A 16783-nucleotide genomic window follows, 5' to 3' on the forward strand; every position below is an offset into this window, starting at 1 on the left:
CCAAATGAACGCAACGATGCGTAGAGTCGTGATCGGTACGGCCGCGGTCTCGCTGGCCCTGTCCGTGGCCGCCTGCGGCAAGGCCGGCGACAACAAGGACTCCGGCAGCGGCAGCACCACCTCGGGCGGTGGCGGTGGTGACAAGACCATCGGTCTGCTGTTGCCGGACAGCGTCACCGCGCGCTACGAGAAGTTCGACAAGCCGTACTTCGAGGCCAAGACCAAGGAGCTCTGCTCCGACTGCAAGGTCGAGTACGCGAACGCGGCCGGTGACGCGGCCAAGCAGGCCCAGCAGGTCAGCAGCATGATCACCAAGGGCGTCAAGGTCCTCGTGATCAGCGCCCAGGACTCCGCCGCCATCAAGTCCTCGATCCAGTCCGCGGTCGACAAGGGCATCAAGGTCGTCGCCTATGACCGCCTCGCCCAGGGCCCGGTCTCCGCGTACGTCTCCTTCGACAACGTGAAGGTCGGCGAGCTCCAGGGCCAGGCGCTGCTCGACGCGCTGGGCTCCAAGGCCACCCCGAAGTCGAAGATCGTCATGATCAACGGTGACGACGCCGACCCCAACGCCGGCCAGTTCAAGGAAGGCGCCCACAAGGCCCTCAACGGCAAGGTCGACATCGCCTACGAGCAGTCCGGCCTGTGGAAGGACACGATCGCCGCGCAGAAGATGTCCGCGGCCATCACCCAGCTCGGTGCCAAGAACATCGTGGGCGTCTACGCCGCCAACGACGGCATGGCCGGTGGTATCGCCAACACCCTCAAGGGCGCGGGCATCAGCGGCATCCCGCTGACCGGTCAGGACGCGGAGCTCGCGGGCATCCAGCGCATCGTCGCCGGCACCCAGTCGTCCACCGTCTACAAGGCCTTCAAGCCCGAGGCCGACGCCGCCGCCCAGCTCGCGGTCAACCTGCTCGAGGGCAAGGACATCAAGTCCCTCGCCACCGAGACGCAGACCAGCGGCTCCGGCGACAAGGTGCCCTCGCAGCTGCTGACCCCGGTGTCGGTCACCAAGGCCAACATCAAGGACACGGTGGTCAAGGACAAGCTGTACACGATCCAGGACATCTGCACCGCTGACTACGCCGCCGCCTGCAAGAAGGCCGGCCTGCAGTAAGGCTCGGTTTCCGAGCAACGGCCCGAGCCCACCGCAGGGCTCGGGCCCGACCGCTCGTCGGTCCCTGCGAACCACTCCGACGCCCGTCCCACCTTCCACCCCGCTGCGGGGTGGGCGTCGGAGCTGTAGCTCTTCATCTTGTAAACCTTGTGCGCCACACCGCGGGGCGTCGCGCACATCCCTCCGCGCATGTCCCAAGCGCGGCATCCCCGCCGGTCAGGCGGCGAAGGAGATGGTTCACGTGTCCGCTACGCCCGTGTTGGCGTTGCGCGGAGTCTCCAAGCGATTCGGTGCGGTGCAGGCACTCACCGATGTCGAACTGGAGGTCCACGCCGGAGAAGTCGTCGCCCTGGTCGGCGACAACGGCGCAGGAAAGTCCACCCTGGTCAAGACGATCGCGGGTGTCCACCCCATCGATGAGGGCGTCATCGAGTGGGAGGGCAGGGCGGTCAGCATCAACAAGCCGCACGACGCCCAGGGACTCGGCGTCGCGACGGTCTACCAGGACCTCGCGTTGTGCGACAACCTCGACGTGGTCGGCAACCTCTACCTCGGGCGCGAGCTGCTGCACCGCGGCGTCATCGACGAGGTGTCGATGGAGAAGAACGCCCGGGAACTGCTGAGCACGCTCTCCATCCGCATCCCGAGCGTGCGCATCCCGATCGCCAGCCTCTCCGGCGGTCAGCGCCAGGTCGTGGCGATCGCCCGCGCCCTGATCGGCGACCCCAAGGTCGTGATCCTCGACGAGCCCACCGCCGCCCTCGGCGTCGAGCAGACCGCCCAGGTCCTCGACCTGGTCGAGCGGCTGCGCGAGCGTGACCTCGGCGTCATCCTCATCAGCCACAACATGGCCGACGTGAAGGCGGTCGCCGACACCGTCGCCGTGCTGCGCCTGGGCAAGAACAACGGCTCCTTCTCGGTGAAGGACACCAGCCACGAAGAGATCATCGCCGCCATCACGGGCGCCACGGAGAACGCCGTGACCCGTCGTGCGGGGCGTCGCAGCACGGAGGCGGCAAAGTGAGTGACACGTCCAAGACCGTGAAGTCGGAGGTGGAGAAGCAGTCCACCGTGGCGCCCGCGGACGACCCGACGGCAGCGCCGGTCTCCGTCGTCGACCCGCGACTGCTCGTCCGCGAAGAGGGCCTCAAGGGCTACCTCACCGAGTTCAAGCGCAAGGTGAGGGGCGGTGAGCTGGGCTCGCTGCCGGTGGTCATCGGCCTCATCGTCATCTGGACGATCTTCCAGCTCCAGAACGACCGCTTCCTCAGCGCCGACAACCTCTCGAACATCAGCTACTTCATGTCGGCCACCGGCATGCTGGCCATCGGCCTGGTGTTCGTGCTGCTGCTCGGCGAGATCGACCTCTCCGTCGGCTCCGTCAGCGGCCTCGCCTCCACGCTGTTCGCGGTGTTCGTGGTGGACCACACCATGAACGCCTGGCTGGCCCTGGCCCTGTCCGTCCTCACCGGTGCTGTCATCGGCGCGCTGCAGGGCTGGTTCTTCGCGAAGATCGGGGTCCCCGCGTTCGTGGTGACCCTGGCCGGCTTCCTCGGCTGGAACGGTCTGATGCTGTGGCTGCTGGGTTCCAGCGGCACGATCAACATCCCGTCCGACAAGGGCCCGGTGCACCTGCTCGGCCAGAACTCCTTCTTCATGGACCAGGCCATCATCGGCGCGTACATCCTGGCCGGTCTCGGTGTGCTGTCCATGCTGTTCGGCTCGTTCAGCGAGCAGCGCCGCCGCCGGGCGGCGGGTGTGCCCTTCCGGCCCACCAGCGAGATCCTGCTGCGCGTGGGCGCGCTCGCCGTGGCGTCCTTCGTCGCCGCGGCCGTGCTGAACAACGCCGCGGGTGTGTCCAACGCGCTGGTGATCTTCCTGGCGGCGCTGGTGATCGTGGACTTCGTGCTGCGTCGTACGACGTACGGGCGCAAGGTCTTCGCGGTCGGTGGCGGCATCGAGGCGGCGCGGCGTGCGGGTATCAACGTGCCGGTGGTACGGATCACCGTGTTCGCGATCTCGGGCGGGTTCGCCGCGGTGGGCGGCATGTTCTTCGCCGGTCAGACGGCGAGCGCCACGCTGAACGCCGGCGGTGGCAACACGCTGATGCTGGCGATCGCGGCGGCGGTCATCGGTGGTACGTCGCTGTTCGGTGGGCGTGGGTCGGTGTGGTCCGCGCTCCTCGGCATGCTGGTGATCCAGTCGATCCAGACGGGTCTGGACCTGCTGAACATGAACACGTCGATTCAGTACATGATCACTGGTGCGGTTCTGCTGGGTGCGGTGGTCATCGACTCCGTCTCCCGTAAGAGTCAGAAGGCCGCGGGGCGCGCGTAGGCGCGGCCGCGCCGTGGGGGTGCGGTGGTTTCTGCGTGTGCCGGCTCGTTGTGGCTGGTCGCGCAGTTCCCCGCGCCCCTGAGGGTGTAAATGTGCCCGGTACCCCATGGGTGCCGGGCGTTGTCGCGTCCGGGGAAACATTAGACTCGACGAGCCCGGCGAATGCTCGAACAGCTCTACTGCAAGGAGGCACGGGTGCCGCTGCTGACCCGCATCAGGGGACCGCGCGATCTGGACCGGCTCAGCCTGGAGGAGCTGGACCAGCTGGCAGAGGAGATCCGGGGCTATCTGGTCGAGGCCGTGTCCAAGACCGGTGGGCATCTGGGCCCCAACCTCGGAGTGGTCGAGCTCACCATCGCGCTGCACCGGGTCTTCGAGTCCCCGAAGGACAAGGTGCTGTGGGACACCGGTCACCAGTCCTACGTGCACAAGCTGCTGACCGGGCGCCAGGACTTCTCCAGGCTGAAGATGAAGGGCGGCCTGTCGGGCTACCCCTCGCAGGCCGAGTCCGAGCACGACGTCATCGAGAACAGCCACGCGTCGACGGTCCTCGGCTGGGCCGACGGCATCGCCAAGGCCAACCAGCTTCTCGAACGCGACAGCCACGTCGTCGCCGTCATCGGTGACGGCGCGCTCACCGGCGGCATGGCCTGGGAGGCGCTCAACAACATCGCCGAGGCCAAGGACCGCCCGCTCGTCATCGTCGTCAACGACAACGAGCGGTCGTACGCCCCGACCATCGGCGGCCTCGCCAACCACCTCGCCACGCTGCGGACGACCGACGGCTACGAGCGTTTCCTCACCCGCACCAAGGAGATCCTCGACCGCACGCCGGTCGTCGGAAAGCCGCTGTACGAGACGCTGCACGGCGCGAAGAAGGGCCTCAAGGACTTCATCGCCCCCCAGGGCATGTTCGAGGACCTCGGGCTGAAGTACGTCGGCCCGATCGACGGGCACGACATCGAGGCGCTGGAGTCGGCGCTCGCGCGGGCCAAGCGGTTCAACGGTCCCGTCATCGTGCACTGCCTCACCGAGAAGGGCCGCGGCTACCAGCCCGCCCTCCAGGACGAGGCCGACCGCTTCCACGGCATCGGCCCCATCCACCCGGACACCGGCCTGCCGATCAAGGCCTCCGGGGCCGACTGGACCTCCGTCTTCGGCGACGAGATGGTCCAGCTCGGCAAGGAGCGCGAGGACATCGTGGCGATCACCGCGGCGATGCTGCAGCCGGTGGGCCTGAAGAAGTTCGCGGAGGCCTTCCCGGACCGGATCTACGACGTCGGCATCGCGGAGCAGCACGGCGCCGTCTCCGCGGCGGGCCTCGCCCACGCGGGCGTGCACCCCGTCTTCGCCGTGTACGCCACGTTCCTCAACCGCGCCTTCGACCAGGTCCTCATGGACGTGGCCCTGCACAAGTGCGGTGTCACCTTCGTCCTGGACCGCGCCGGCGTCACCGGCACCGACGGCGCCTCGCACAACGGCATGTGGGACATGTCGATCCTCCAGGTGGTCCCGGGGCTGCGGCTGGCCGCCCCGCGCGACGCCGACCAGGTGCGCGCGCAACTGCGCGAGGCCGTCGCCGTCGAGGACGCGCCGACCGTCGTGCGCTTCTCCAAGGGCGCCGTCGGTCCCGCCGTACCGGCCGTGGGACGCGTCGGCGGCATGGACGTGCTGCGCGAGCCGGGCACCGACCGGCCCGACGTGCTCCTGGTGTCCGTGGGCGCCCTCGCGCCGATGTGCCTGGAGATCGCCGCCCTGCTCGACCGGCAGGGCATCTCCACCACCGTCGTCGACCCGCGCTGGGTCAAGCCCGTCGACGAGGCGATGGCCCCGCTCGCCGAGCGGCACCGCGTGGTCGTCACCGTCGAGGACAACTCCCGCGTCGGCGGTGTCGGCTCGGCGATCGCCCAGGCCCTGCGCGACGCGGGCGTCGACGTGCCGCTGCGCGACTTCGGCATCCCGCCCCGCTTCCTCGACCACGCCTCCCGCGCCGAGGTCATGGCGGAGATCGGTCTGACGGCCCCCGACATCGCCCGCCAGGTCACCGGCCTGGTCTCCAAGCTCGATGGCCGGTTCGACCGTACGGCCGCCGAGGTCGAGTCCGTGCAGCCCGCGCGCGACTGACGCGGCACGACTCGTCCGGGCGGGCCGGTCTCGCCACTCTTTGCAGTGGTGTGACCGGCCCGTTTGCGTGAATCCGCCCGCGTCGGGGCATACGCAGTACGCCCCCTCTCGATCATGTCGAGGACGACAAGCGTGGGAGGTAGTCCCGTGAGCAGCACCCTCTTCCGGACGAAGAAGGTCGAGCAGTCCATCCTCGATACCGAGGAGCCGGAGCACGCGCTCAAGAAGTCCTTGTCCGCGCTGGACCTGACCGTCTTCGGCGTCGGCGTCATCATCGGCACCGGCATCTTCGTTCTCACCGGCACTGTCGCCAAGAACAACGCCGGTCCCGCCGTGGCCCTGGCCTTCGTGGCGGCCGGGGTCGCCTGCGCGCTCGCCGCGCTCTGCTACGCCGAGTTCGCCTCCACCGTCCCGGTGGCCGGCTCGGCGTACACGTTCTCGTACGCCTCTCTCGGGGAACTGCCTGCCTGGATCATCGGCTGGGACCTGGTCCTGGAGTTCGCGCTGGGCACCGCGGTGGTCGCTGTCGGCTGGTCCGGCTACATCGCCTCGCTGCTCGACAACGCGGGCTGGCACCTGCCCGCGTCCCTCAGCGGGAGAGAGGGAGCCGACGGGTTCGGCTTCGACATCCTCGCGGCCGCTCTCGTCCTGGCGCTGACCGCCATCCTCGTGGTCGGCACGAAGCTCTCCGCCCGGTTCACCTCCGTCGTGGTCGCCATCAAGGTGACCGTCGTCCTCACCGTGATCGTCGCGGGCGCCTTCCTCATCAACGGTGACAACTACGACCCGTTCATCCCGAAGGCGCAGGCCGTGGAGGCGGGCAACAACCTCCAGGCACCGCTCATCCAGCTGATGTTCGGCTGGGCGCCGTCCAACTTCGGCGTGATGGGCATCTTCACCGCCGCCTCCGTCGTCTTCTTCGCGTTCATCGGTTTCGACGTCGTCGCCACGGCCGCCGAGGAGACCAGGAACCCGCAGCGCGACATGCCCCGCGGCATCCTCGGCTCCCTCATCATCTGCACGGTCCTGTACGTCGCCGTGTCGATCGTCGTCACCGGCATGGAGCACTACACCAAGCTGTCCGTGAGCGCCCCGCTCGCCGACGCCTTCAAAGCCACCGGGCACCCGTGGTTCGCGGGCTTCATCAGCTTCGGCGCCGCCGTCGGCCTGACCACGGTCTGCATGATCCTGCTCCTGGGCCAGACCCGGGTCTTCTTCGCGATGAGCCGCGACGGACTGCTGCCCCGCTTCTTCTCCCACGTCCACCCGCGGTTCAAGACCCCGCACCGGCCGACCATCCTGCTCGGCGTGCTCATCGCGATCCTGGCCGGCTTCACCAGCCTCAGCGAACTCGCCGAGCTGGTGAACATCGGCACGCTGTTCGCCTTCGTCGTCGTCGCGATCGGCGTGATCATCCTCCGCCGCACCCGCCCCGACCTGCCCCGCGCCTTCCGCACTCCCTGGGTGCCGGTCATCCCGATCCTGTCGGTGTGCGCCTCCCTGTGGCTGATGCTGAACCTGCCGGCCGAGACCTGGCTGCGCTTCGGCATCTGGATGGTGGTCGGCTTCTTCGTCTACTTCCTCTACGGCCGCTCCCACAGCCGCCTCGCCCGCCGCGAGGAGGCCGTGGCCGCCGGAACGGAGGGGCCCCCGAACGGTGGCGGGCGCTAGCCCCACCCCTTCCCCCCGGCCCCGTACGTCCCGCTCCCACGCGGACGTACGGGGCCGGACCGTTGGGGCCGGGGCGGGTGCACTAGGCTGCCGGTCCGCGACTTCGTCTCCCGGAAAGGGCCGGTCATGACACTCGGCATGGTTCTCGGCGACCGCCACTCCCGCGCTTCGGCGCGGACGCGGTAGCCGCCACCAGCCCCCTCCTCCCCACACCCGGCCCGCTCGACGCACCGGGTGGCGGTCGAGCCTGCTCGCACGCTCCTCGTCCCGTCGAAGTGCTCTTCGTGTCACCGCACTCACGACCACGAGGAGTACCTGGTGTCCACCCTTCACTGGACCGAGGACCACACCCGCCGTTCCGCCCGCTGGCACTCCGAGAACGGCACCCCCGCGCCCCGCCGGACCGTCCTCGCCGACGACCGTACGAAGGCCGCCACCGCCCACCGCCTGGCCCGCGAGGGCACCGCCCTGCTCTGGCGGGGCGACTACCACAACGCCCGCCGCCTGCTCGCCGCGATGGCCCGCCGAACCGACCGCGCCCCGGCCCGCCCCGGCACCACCTCCGCCGACGCCTTCCACCTGGAGCGCCGGGCCCGCCGGCACCGCGCCCGCCTCCTCGGCCGACTGCTGGTCCTCCTGGAGGAGGACCACACCCTCGCCCTGCGCCGGGCCCCCGACCTCCGCGAGGCCTGCCGCCAGGCCTACGGCCCGCCGACCGGGCCCACGGTGGTCTCGCTCCGGGAACTGCTCGGGGTGATCGGCGCCCATCAGTGGCGTACGAAGGGAGTCGACGTACCGGCGCTGGGCGCCCGGATCCATCCGCACTACGGCGTGTTCTCACCGGTCAGGGGGGAGTACGTCGACCTGGTCGCGCGGGCGCCGCTGCCCCCCGCGGCGGGGCTCGACGCGGGCACGGCGTTCGACCTCGGCACCGGGACCGGGGTGCTCGCGGCGGTGCTGGCGCGTCGGGGCGTACGGCGTGTCGTGGCGACCGACATCGCTCCCCGGGCGCTCGCCTGCGCCGAGGACAACGTGCGGCGGCTCGGGCTGGCCGGCCGGGTCGACGTGGTGGGCCCCTGCCTGTTCCCCGAGGGGCGCGCCGGGCTCGTCGTATGCAATCCGCCCTGGCTTCCCGCCCGACCGAGCAGTGCCCTGGAGCAGGGCGTCTACGACCCCGACGGTGCCATGCTCCACGGCTTCCTCGCCGGACTGCCCGACCGTCTCCTGCCGGGCGGCGAGGGCTGGCTCGTCCTGTCGGACCTGGCGGAGCACCTGGGGCTGCGTACGCGTGCACAGTTGCTCGCCGCCTTCGAGACGGCCCGCCTGCGGGTGGTGGACCGGCTCGACGCCGCGCCACGCCATCCACGGGCCCGGGACAGCACGGACCCGCTGCACGCGGCCCGCGCGGCGGAGACCACGTCCCTGTGGCGGCTGGCGCCGAGGGAGTGACGGGACCCTGAGGCCGTGGAGGTCACTCGCGCACCGCGCGCGGGCCCGTGACCTCCGCCCCCAACTCCGTGACCCGGCGCCGGAGTTCACGGTCCGCGGTGACGACCAGGCAGGCGCGGTCGGCGGCGCGGGCGGCATCGACCACCTGGACGAGGTGGTCGTCCCCGCTGCCCGGCGCGGACTCGACACGGACGCCGGGTACGGACTCCACACCGCGGGCCGCGCCCTCGACGACGAGGACGATCTCCACGGGACCGGCATGACCGGGCAGCCCGTCGGCCGCCAGCCGGTCCCGCAGCCGCTCCGCGGCGCCGCGCCGGTCCCGCCACCATCCGTCGGGCACCGACCCGACGACGTTCGCCGCGTCGACGATCAGCAGGAGCGGGGTGTTGTCGTCCATGGGGCCAGGGTGCCACGCCGGCCGGTCCCGGTTCGTGGCGCTCGGGCCGTCGAGGCCGTCAGTCGGCGGTGCGCGGCTCGTCGAAGCTGGCGAAGTACGCGGCGACCATGTCCTCGTCGGCATGCCCCTGCGCGGCGGCCCGGCTCAGGCGCTCGGCGCTCGCGGCGGCCACGTCGAGACGCACGCCGTTGCGCTCGCCGGCCTCCACGATCAGCCGGGCGTCCTTCGCGGCGGTGGCCACGGCGAACTGCGGAGGGGTGAGGCGGTCGTCGAGGACGAGACCGGCCTTGGCACGCAGGTAGCCCATGTCGAGCGGGCCGCCGGAGATCAGCTCGAAGAAGGACTCCGGGTCGACGCCGAGCGCCTGCGACAGGGCCAGCACCTCGCCGGCCGCCGCGGTCGCCGCGATGACCCAGCTGTTGGCGACCAGCTTCAGCCGGGTCGCGGTGCCGGCCGCGCCGTCCTCGCCGGTCCACACCGTGCGGGCGCCGACCGCGTCGAAGACCGGCGTGAGCGTGTCCCGGCCCTCGGCGGGACCGGCCGCGAGCACGGTGAGCTGACCGGCCTCGGCGGGCTGGCGGGTGCCCAGCACGGGGGCGTCGTAGAAGAGCAGGCCGTGTTCGCCGGCGAGGGCGGCGAGGTCGCCGATCGCGTCGATGCCGGCGGTGGTGGACTGCATCCAGGCGACGCCCGGGCGCAGTTCGGGGGCGGCCTGCCGCATGACGTCCAGGGCGGCGCCACCGTCGTAGAGCATGGTGAGGACGACGTCGGCGCCGCGGACCGCCTCGGCGGGGGTGGCGGCGATGTGGATGCCGTCGGCGGCCAGCGGTTCGGCCTTGGCGCCGCTGCGGTTCCAGGCGCGGACGGTGTGTCCGGCGCGGGCGAGGTTACGGGCCATCGCGGCGCCCATGATGCCCGTACCCAGCACGCTCACGGTGAGCTTGTCGGTCATGTTCGTCAGCTTCCTGCCTGTCGTGCTTGTGTCGTGCGTGTGGTCGCTGTCCTCGACCGTAGGGGCACGCCCCGTCGGCGAGCCAACGGGAATCGCGCTGTCCCGGCACCGGTCACCCGATCCGCCCGGCCCGTCGGGCGAGGGGTGTGGGGCGTGGTCGGGGGCAGTCCCGCTTAGGGGTCCTTGCACTATGAGCGCCCGATGAGGTCGCGTGGTCCGGCGCCTTGCGATGCACGGCACCAGGCCGCGCGACCCGGGCGGGCATAGTGCAAGGACCCCTTAAAGTTATCCGGTGAACGGCGACTGGCTCATACGCGGCCGCGACGGGCTGCTCAGTGTCTATGTGCCGGCGGACGACGGCGTCGTGTGCCGGGCGGAACGTACACCCGGCGGCCCCTGGGACGCACCCCGCAAGGTGGGCGGCGACCAGAAACTGCACCCCGTCCTGGCGATCGGGCAGGGCGCGGACGGCTACGCCCATCTGGTGAGCTGGCGGCCGACCGTGCCCCGTGAGTCGGGCCTGGTGCACTCCACCCACTTCCGGCCCCGGCTCGCGGCGCTGGACTGGCACCCGGTCGGCCACCCCAACCGGACGGGCGACCGCACCGGCACCCCGGCCGTCGCCGTGGACGCCCAGGGGCGGGCGCACCTGTTCATCCCCAACAGGGGTGGCGGGGTCAGCATGCTCGGGCAGAAGGAGAAGGGCGGTTGGGGACCGTGGCGCGACCTGAAGGGGCGTGACGTGCGCGACGGTCTGGCCGCGGTGACGGGGGAGTCGGGCCGGGTCGAGCTGTACGCGGCGGCCCCGGACGCGATCCTGTACTGGCGTCAGGAGGAGCCGGGGACCCCGCCGGTGCTCCAGGAGGAGACGGAGGCGGCGGTCCGTCCCGGCACGCTACGCGCGTTGGCGACGTCCCCGGACCGTACGACGCTCTTCTTCACCGACGACTCGGGAGATCTGTGCGCCTGGCGCCCCGGCACCAAACCGGTCCCCGTCCTCGCGTCGGCCGGCCCCGGCCCCGTCTCCGCGATCCGCTGCGAACTCGACGGCCACGACTGCACGTTACTCGCCCAGCGTTCCTCGAGCGACCGTGTCGCCTTCGCCGCGTACCCCACCGAACAGGAGAACGCCGGCGCCTGGTGGACCGAGTCGGGCCCCCCACTCCCCACCGACGCCGAACTGTGCCTGGCCCTGGACGCCGACGACCGCGTGGTCGCCGCGACGCTCTCCCCGTCGACCGGCCAACTCCTCATCACCCGCCGGAAGAACGAGCCGGGCTTGGCGCTGACGGCTTGGCAGGAAGTGTGAGAGGGAGATTCCCCCGGTGCAGAGGGCTCACGGAGAGGTGATGTGCCCCTCCTCGATGCCACGTGTGGACGTCAGGCGGGGCGTGGCACGATGCTCACCGCTCGGTAGTCGTACCCGTCCTGCTTGAAGCCGGGTGCCTCCCAGACGAGGTCCACCCGCTGACCCTGCGACAGCGTGCGGAACCCGCCCGTCTCGATGTTGGAGTAATGCCCCCAGCAACCGCCGGGAGTCTCAGCCGAGTCGAGCACACCCCAGCCTTCCTCGTCACGCCATTCGCGGACCGTCGCAGTCACCATGGGCGCCACCTTACGGGTTCTGCCGTCCGGTCACTGGCTCGCGTCGCGAGCCGAGCTGATCACGTATGCGGGCATACGATCGACCCATGGTGGGGCGTGATCGTGGTGGGCTCCGTGCCGGAGGTGCTCCGGGGCCCGTCAAGGCGTCGTACGCCCGGCGGCGGACGGTACTGGGGCTGTGGGGCGTGACGTCGCTCTGGGCGGTGACCGTGCTTGCCGACGGCGAACTGGTTCGATTCCACGTGCTCAAGAGCACGTACACGGGAATCTCCGTCGTGGCAGGTGCCGTGGCCGGCCCGGTGCTGCTCGCGATCTGGTACGGCTTCGCGGGCCGACCCTCCATGGTGGTGCAAGGCGGTCGGTACTTCGTCTCCGCCAGAACCATGACAGGGGTACGTACGATCTGCCTGGACCGCTTGGTCAGCGTGCGCCGCTACTCCACGATTTCCCGCTACGGCGGCTACACCGACGAGTTGCGCATGCGGGACGAGAACCAGGTCCGGCTCACGGTCGACAACGAGCATCCGGTCAGTACCCAAGTCCGCCAGGCCGTCCGGCGTGCGGAATCACGTCCTGATTCCGCCGTCACGGTAACCCGACACGCACGCACGGGCCTGGGTCTGGAGCCCCGCTCCCGCCTCCCCGAGGGAGTACACAGGTTCTGGGGACTCTGGTTGCTGATGGCGTTCTTCTTCATTCCTCCCGTGATCAGCTACGCGGCGGCCTGCACACTTGCGGGCACCGGCAACGATCACGGTCGCTCAGCCGTCGTTCAGACCCCAGGTCTCCCGGACCCGGTCGAGGCGGTGGTACGCGTCGTCGAACCAAGCCTCGTTCAATGAGACGGTCACCGTCACCGTCTCAGCTGCCGCGGGTCAGGAAGCCCCGCCCGTCGCCGGGGACTTCTTCGCCGACTCCGGGATGTCCGCGTCCGTGCGGATGGCCTTCCAGAGGGTGGAGGCCTGGGGCTCGGCGGCCACCACCCGGTTCGGGTCGACCTTGTCGTAGGCCACGGGAAGCATGATCGTTTCCATGTTGGCGGGGTCGATGCCGTTGAGGCTGCGGCCGAACTCGGTGAGCTTGGTGAGGGAGGCGAGGTCGGAGTCGGTGGTGAGGGCCTCGGTGAGGCTGTCGGCGATCTTGTAGGCCTTGGTGGGGCTGCCCAGCAGGTCCTGCTTCTTGATCTCGGCGAGCAGGGCGATCATGAACTTCTGCTGGAGGCCGATGCGACCGAGGTCGCTGCCGTCGCCGTAGCCGTAGCGGGTCCGCACGAACTTCAGGGCGTCCGTGCCGTCCAGCGTGTGCGTGCCGGCGTCCAGCGACAGGCCGGTCTTGCTGCCCTTGATGGGCTTGTCGAGGGTGACGGGCACTCCGCCTATCGCGTCCACCAGCCCCTTGAAGCCGGCGAAGTCGATCTCGACGTAGTGGTCCATGCGGACCCCGGACATCTGCTCCACGGTCTTCACCGTGCAGGCCGGGCCGGCCAGCGAGTAGACGGAGTTGAACATCACGCGCTTCGCCGAGGGGACCTTGTCGCCGTCGGACTTGGTGCACTCGGGCCGGGTGACGAGGGTGTCGCGCGGGATGCTGACGGCGACGGCCTTCTTGCGGCCCTCGGGTACGTGCACCACCAGCGCGGTGTCGGAACGCGCCCCGGAGACGTCGGCCTTGTCCAGATCGCCGTTGGCGCCGGCGCGCGAGTCGGAGCCCAGGATCAGGATGTTCTGCCCGGACGTGGGCAGCTTCTCGGGCCGGTCGTCACCGATCGCCTTGTCGATGTCGACGCCCTTGATGTTGTTGTTCAGGTCGCTGTAGAGCCAGTAACCGGTACCGGCCGCGGCCACGACGACGACACCCAGGCCGATCAGGATCTTCCGGCCGATGCGGCGGCCACCCGCCTTCTCGCGCTTGCGCCCTCGGCCGCCGCGGCGCCGGGACGGAGACGGTGCGTCGGAGTCGTCGCTGCGCTGGGGCGTCGAGACGTGGCTCATCCTGGTCCGAGTCCTTGTTGGTCGAGCCCCGCAGGGCGGTAGGTGTGGCGCTGGGGACTCGGGTGGGGGGAGGCCGGTCCGTATGCTGCCCGATCAGTCCCGCACTATAGGCAGCCGCACTATAGGCAGAGGATCGACCGATCATGCACGTAACGTGATGCATTTGTAAACATGAACCGAACAAATAGGATGCGGCTGCGTCTTGACCGATCAGGTTGCCGACCGCTTCACCACAGACGATCACTTCGACCACTTCAACACATACGTGGAGAGGACTGTACGGGCCATGCGGGCCAGCACCGCGCGTGACGACGAACGACGGCAGCGGCCGGCGAACGGCGAGGCCACGGACCTCACCGGCCGGTCTCACGCCGTGCTGTCCGGACCGTGGCTGCTGCCCGGGCACGACGGCCGGCTCGTCGTCTACGCGCATGTGGACCAGGCCGTGCTGCGCTGGACCGAGAGCCGCCCCGGCGGCCCGGACTGGCTCGGCCCGGACGTCCTGCCCGCCAAGAACGTGACCCGTCTCACGGTCGCCCAGGGCCGCAACCGCTACGCGCATCTGCTCGGCCGCCGGGTGCGCGGCGGCGACGGCCCGCTCACCGTGGACCTGGTCTACGCGATCCAGTACCAGGCGGGCCGCCCGATGAGCGAGTGGAGCTCCGTCGGCAACCCCCTGTCGGGGCCGGGGCGTTCCGCGTCGACAGGGCTGCCGGCCGCCGCCGTGACCACCTCCGGCACGCTGTACGTCGTCGCGCCCACCGCCCACGGCCACCTGGCCCTGCGCCGCGAGGACGCCCAGGGCCGCTGGGAGCCCTGGCTCGACCTCAAGGTCGCCGCCGCCCTCGACACCCCGGCCGCGGTGGCCACCTCCACCGGACACGTCGAACTCCTCGCCCCCGCCCGGGGCGGCGCCCTCACCTGGTTCCAACGGCAGCCCGGCGCGGCCCTGGAGCGCGGTCACGACCTCGGCGTGGTGCCGCTGCCCGGGTCCGTCACCGGCCTGGAGACCTCACCGGGCCGCGTGACCTACTACCTGACCGACGTCCAGGGCGGCCAGGTCGTCGCCGTACGCCCCGGCGAGTGGCCCGTACCCGTGGGCGGGAGCCCGGGCGACGGACGCCACGCGGCGCTCGCCGCCACCATCGACGGCTACACCTGCACCGTCCTCGCCCACCGCGACACCGAGGGCCGGGTCGTGGTCGGCCTGTGCCCGGCGGAGGACGAGCGGTACGGCGTGTGGTGGACCGACACCGGCATCGCCTGCCTGGGCGACCCGGTGCTCGCCCTCGACGCGTTCGGACGCGTCGTCGTCCTCGCCGTGGCCGCCGACGGCACGCTGACCCTGGCCCGCCAGGACGACGGCTCCGGACTGACACTCGGCGAGTGGATCCGCATATGAACGGGCGGGCGACCGCCCCCGCACGCGCGGGACGTGAGGGGCGAAGGGGCGTGAGGACATGAGCCGCAAGCCGGACCGAAGAGCCGGGACCGGGACCGGATCCGGCCCCGGGAGCGGTCCTGCGCACGTCGTCGCCGTCGTCGTCACGGAACCCGCGGACGCCGTGCCCTTGGTCGCGCTGGAGCCGGCCGGTGCCGAGATCGCCGTCGTGTGTCTGCGGGCGGGCGGCAAGGACGGGCGGGCGGCGTTGGACCGGGCCCTCACCGGTGCCGCCGACCGGGGCTGCCGGGTGCTCGGGGGCCCCAGGGTGCTCGGGGTCGACGGCACCGACGACCCCGCCACCGTCGCCGCGCTGCTCGAAGTCCTGCGCGACCTCGAACCGGAGCGGCTGCACACGCTCGACCCCGATCCCGCGCACACGTCGTACGACCAGGCGAGCGGCATGCCGACGTACGACGTCCCGGCCGAGCACGGCGAGACCGCGGTCGGTGCCCTGGCCGCGGCCCGGGCCTGGCAGGCGGAGACCGGCCGACCGCTGCACGTGGACTGCCACCGGGCCCACGGGGACCCCGAGTTGGGCTTCGCGGCCTGTCGCCGCTACCCGGTGCCCGCGAACTGGCTGTCCGCCGGGTTCGACGGGCGGCTGACCGCCTTCCTGCCGACGGCCGCGGGGGTGGTGCGCCGGCACCAGGACACCCAGGGCCGTTGGAGTGCCCCGGAGCCGGTGGAGGGGCCGGGGTTGCTGCCGGGTCTCCTCGTGGTGCGTGATCCGCACGGCTTCCCGCACCTGTTCGCGCTGCGCAGGACCGCGCGCGACGACGGCGGGGCGGACGTCGAGGTCGTGCACGCGGCGCAGTACCGCACCTCGGAGCCACCCACCCCGTGGCAGTCGGTCGGCGGGCCGAACGCCGTCGACTGGCGGCGGGGGCGTGCGATCGGGTTCCCGGCGGCCGCCTTCGACGCGGCGGGCAACCTCTTCGTCTTCGTACGCAACTTCGGGCACAGCATCAGCTGGCGCTGCCTGTCGGCCGACGGCGGCTGGACGAAGTGGCAGCACCTGAGCGGCCTGCGGGTCGCGGACGACCTCGTCGCGGTGACGGGCCCGCACGGCGGGGTCGAGGTCTACGGCCGGGTCCGCGACACCCCGGGCGTGGTCCGCTGGTACCCGGGGCAGGGCGGCGCCTGGACCGAGGACCGTACGGTGCCGTTCGCGGCGCGTCCCGGCACCCTGACGCCGGCCCCGGAACCGGGTGCCGTGCTCTTCCGCGACCTGCGCACCAGCGAGGCCTGCGTCTGGCGTCCGGGCGCGCAGGCGCCGTTCCCGCTGGGCGACGCCGGGGGGAGCGGGCCACTGGCCGCGGTACGGGGCGTCGAGATGGACGGCTGGGCGTACTCGGTGCTGGTGGCCCATGGGGTGGGCGGCACCTGCGCGGTGGGCGCGTATCCCGAGGGCCGGCCGGACACGGGGGTGTGGTGGCAGGACCTGGGGGCGCCCTCGTACGGCGCACCGGCCGCCGCCGTGACCCGGACCGGGCTGCTCACCCTGGCGGCCCGGACACCGGACCGTCAGGTGCTGACGGCCCGCCGCGAGGAGCGCCCCGGCGCCCTCACGTTCACCGACTGGCGCCCCGCGCGCCGTTGACGCGAGGCAGTCACTTACGGGCGGAACGAGCCCCGGGCGGGCCGCCGTTGGTCGGAATCGAGCCATCCGCTTGCCTGTGCACCGGCCCTGACC

At 71.2% G+C, this 16783-nt stretch carries 14 protein-coding genes; 9 read left to right on the plus strand and 5 right to left on the minus strand.

Features of this window, described 5'->3' with window-relative positions; translation table 11 throughout:
- The first annotated feature begins 16 nt into the window (after window positions 1-16).
- From ACGFNV_RS18690 to ACGFNV_RS18715, 6 genes are all read left to right on the plus strand, one after another.
- Complete coding sequence (locus ACGFNV_RS18690; protein WP_393623748.1) at window positions 17-1117, plus strand: sugar ABC transporter substrate-binding protein; 1101 nt, start codon at window positions 17-19, stop codon at window positions 1115-1117.
- A gap of 232 nt (window positions 1118-1349) precedes the next feature.
- The gene (locus tag ACGFNV_RS18695; protein ID WP_393623750.1) at window positions 1350-2141 is read left to right on the plus strand and encodes an ATP-binding cassette domain-containing protein; all 792 of its coding nucleotides are present in this window, start codon (window positions 1350-1352) and stop codon (window positions 2139-2141) included.
- Window positions 2138-3454, plus strand: a complete 1317-nt coding sequence (locus ACGFNV_RS18700; protein WP_393623752.1) for a sugar ABC transporter permease — start codon at window positions 2138-2140, stop codon at window positions 3452-3454. The genes ACGFNV_RS18695 and ACGFNV_RS18700 overlap by 4 nt, the downstream gene beginning before the upstream one ends.
- A 195-nt stretch (window positions 3455-3649) precedes the next feature.
- On the plus strand, window positions 3650-5578 hold the full coding sequence (gene dxs / locus ACGFNV_RS18705; protein WP_393624070.1) for a 1-deoxy-D-xylulose-5-phosphate synthase: 1929 nt from the start codon (window positions 3650-3652) through the stop codon (window positions 5576-5578).
- A gap of 147 nt (window positions 5579-5725) precedes the next feature.
- Complete coding sequence (locus ACGFNV_RS18710; RefSeq protein WP_393623753.1) at window positions 5726-7249, plus strand: amino acid permease; 1524 nt, start codon at window positions 5726-5728, stop codon at window positions 7247-7249.
- 318 nt (window positions 7250-7567) lie between these two features.
- On the plus strand, window positions 7568-8698 hold the full coding sequence (locus ACGFNV_RS18715; protein ID WP_393623755.1) for a methyltransferase: 1131 nt from the start codon (window positions 7568-7570) through the stop codon (window positions 8696-8698).
- 22 nt (window positions 8699-8720) lie between these two features.
- Here ACGFNV_RS18715 and ACGFNV_RS18720 read toward each other — a convergent pair whose 3' ends face one another.
- A complete protein-coding gene (locus ACGFNV_RS18720; RefSeq protein WP_393623756.1) occupies window positions 8721-9098 on the minus strand; it encodes an NTP pyrophosphohydrolase in 378 nt (125 codons plus the stop codon).
- Window positions 9099-9156: 58 nt separating this feature from the next.
- Window positions 9157-10050: an NAD(P)-dependent oxidoreductase gene (locus ACGFNV_RS18725; RefSeq protein ID WP_393623758.1), complete on the minus strand. Its 894-nt coding sequence runs from the start codon at window positions 10048-10050 to the stop codon at window positions 9157-9159.
- 292 nt (window positions 10051-10342) lie between these two features.
- Between ACGFNV_RS18725 and ACGFNV_RS18730 the strand changes: the two genes are divergently transcribed.
- Entirely contained in the window at window positions 10343-11359 is a 1017-nt protein-coding gene (locus ACGFNV_RS18730) for a hypothetical protein (protein WP_393623760.1), read from the plus strand.
- Window positions 11360-11430: 71 nt separating this feature from the next.
- On the opposite strand, the gene ACGFNV_RS18735 is transcribed toward ACGFNV_RS18730, so the two are convergent.
- The 3 genes from ACGFNV_RS18735 to ACGFNV_RS18745 all read right to left on the minus strand — a co-directional run bounded on the left by ACGFNV_RS18735 (window position 11431) and on the right by ACGFNV_RS18745 (window position 13646).
- Window positions 11431-11655: a cold-shock protein gene (locus tag ACGFNV_RS18735; RefSeq protein ID WP_393623762.1), complete on the minus strand. Its 225-nt coding sequence runs from the start codon at window positions 11653-11655 to the stop codon at window positions 11431-11433.
- Between the two features lie 761 nt (window positions 11656-12416).
- A complete protein-coding gene (locus tag ACGFNV_RS18740) occupies window positions 12417-12512 on the minus strand; it encodes a DUF5959 family protein (RefSeq protein ID WP_393623764.1) in 96 nt (31 codons plus the stop codon).
- Between the two features lie 18 nt (window positions 12513-12530).
- Window positions 12531-13646, minus strand: a complete 1116-nt coding sequence (locus ACGFNV_RS18745; protein ID WP_393623765.1) for an LCP family protein — start codon at window positions 13644-13646, stop codon at window positions 12531-12533.
- A 202-nt stretch (window positions 13647-13848) separates the two neighbouring features.
- Between ACGFNV_RS18745 and ACGFNV_RS18750 the strand changes: the two genes are divergently transcribed.
- Window positions 13849-15048 carry a hypothetical protein gene (locus ACGFNV_RS18750; protein ID WP_393623766.1) on the plus strand — a complete coding sequence of 400 codons (1200 nt, stop codon included), beginning with the start codon at window positions 13849-13851 and terminating at the stop codon, window positions 15046-15048.
- A gap of 58 nt (window positions 15049-15106) precedes the next feature.
- Complete coding sequence (locus tag ACGFNV_RS18755; RefSeq protein WP_393623767.1) at window positions 15107-16690, plus strand: hypothetical protein; 1584 nt, start codon at window positions 15107-15109, stop codon at window positions 16688-16690.
- Window positions 16691-16783: the final 93 nt, after the last annotated feature.

Origin of the sequence: Streptomyces sp. NPDC048751 (assembly GCF_043198595.1) — a bacterium.
Lineage (GTDB): Bacteria > Actinomycetota > Actinomycetes > Streptomycetales > Streptomycetaceae > Streptomyces.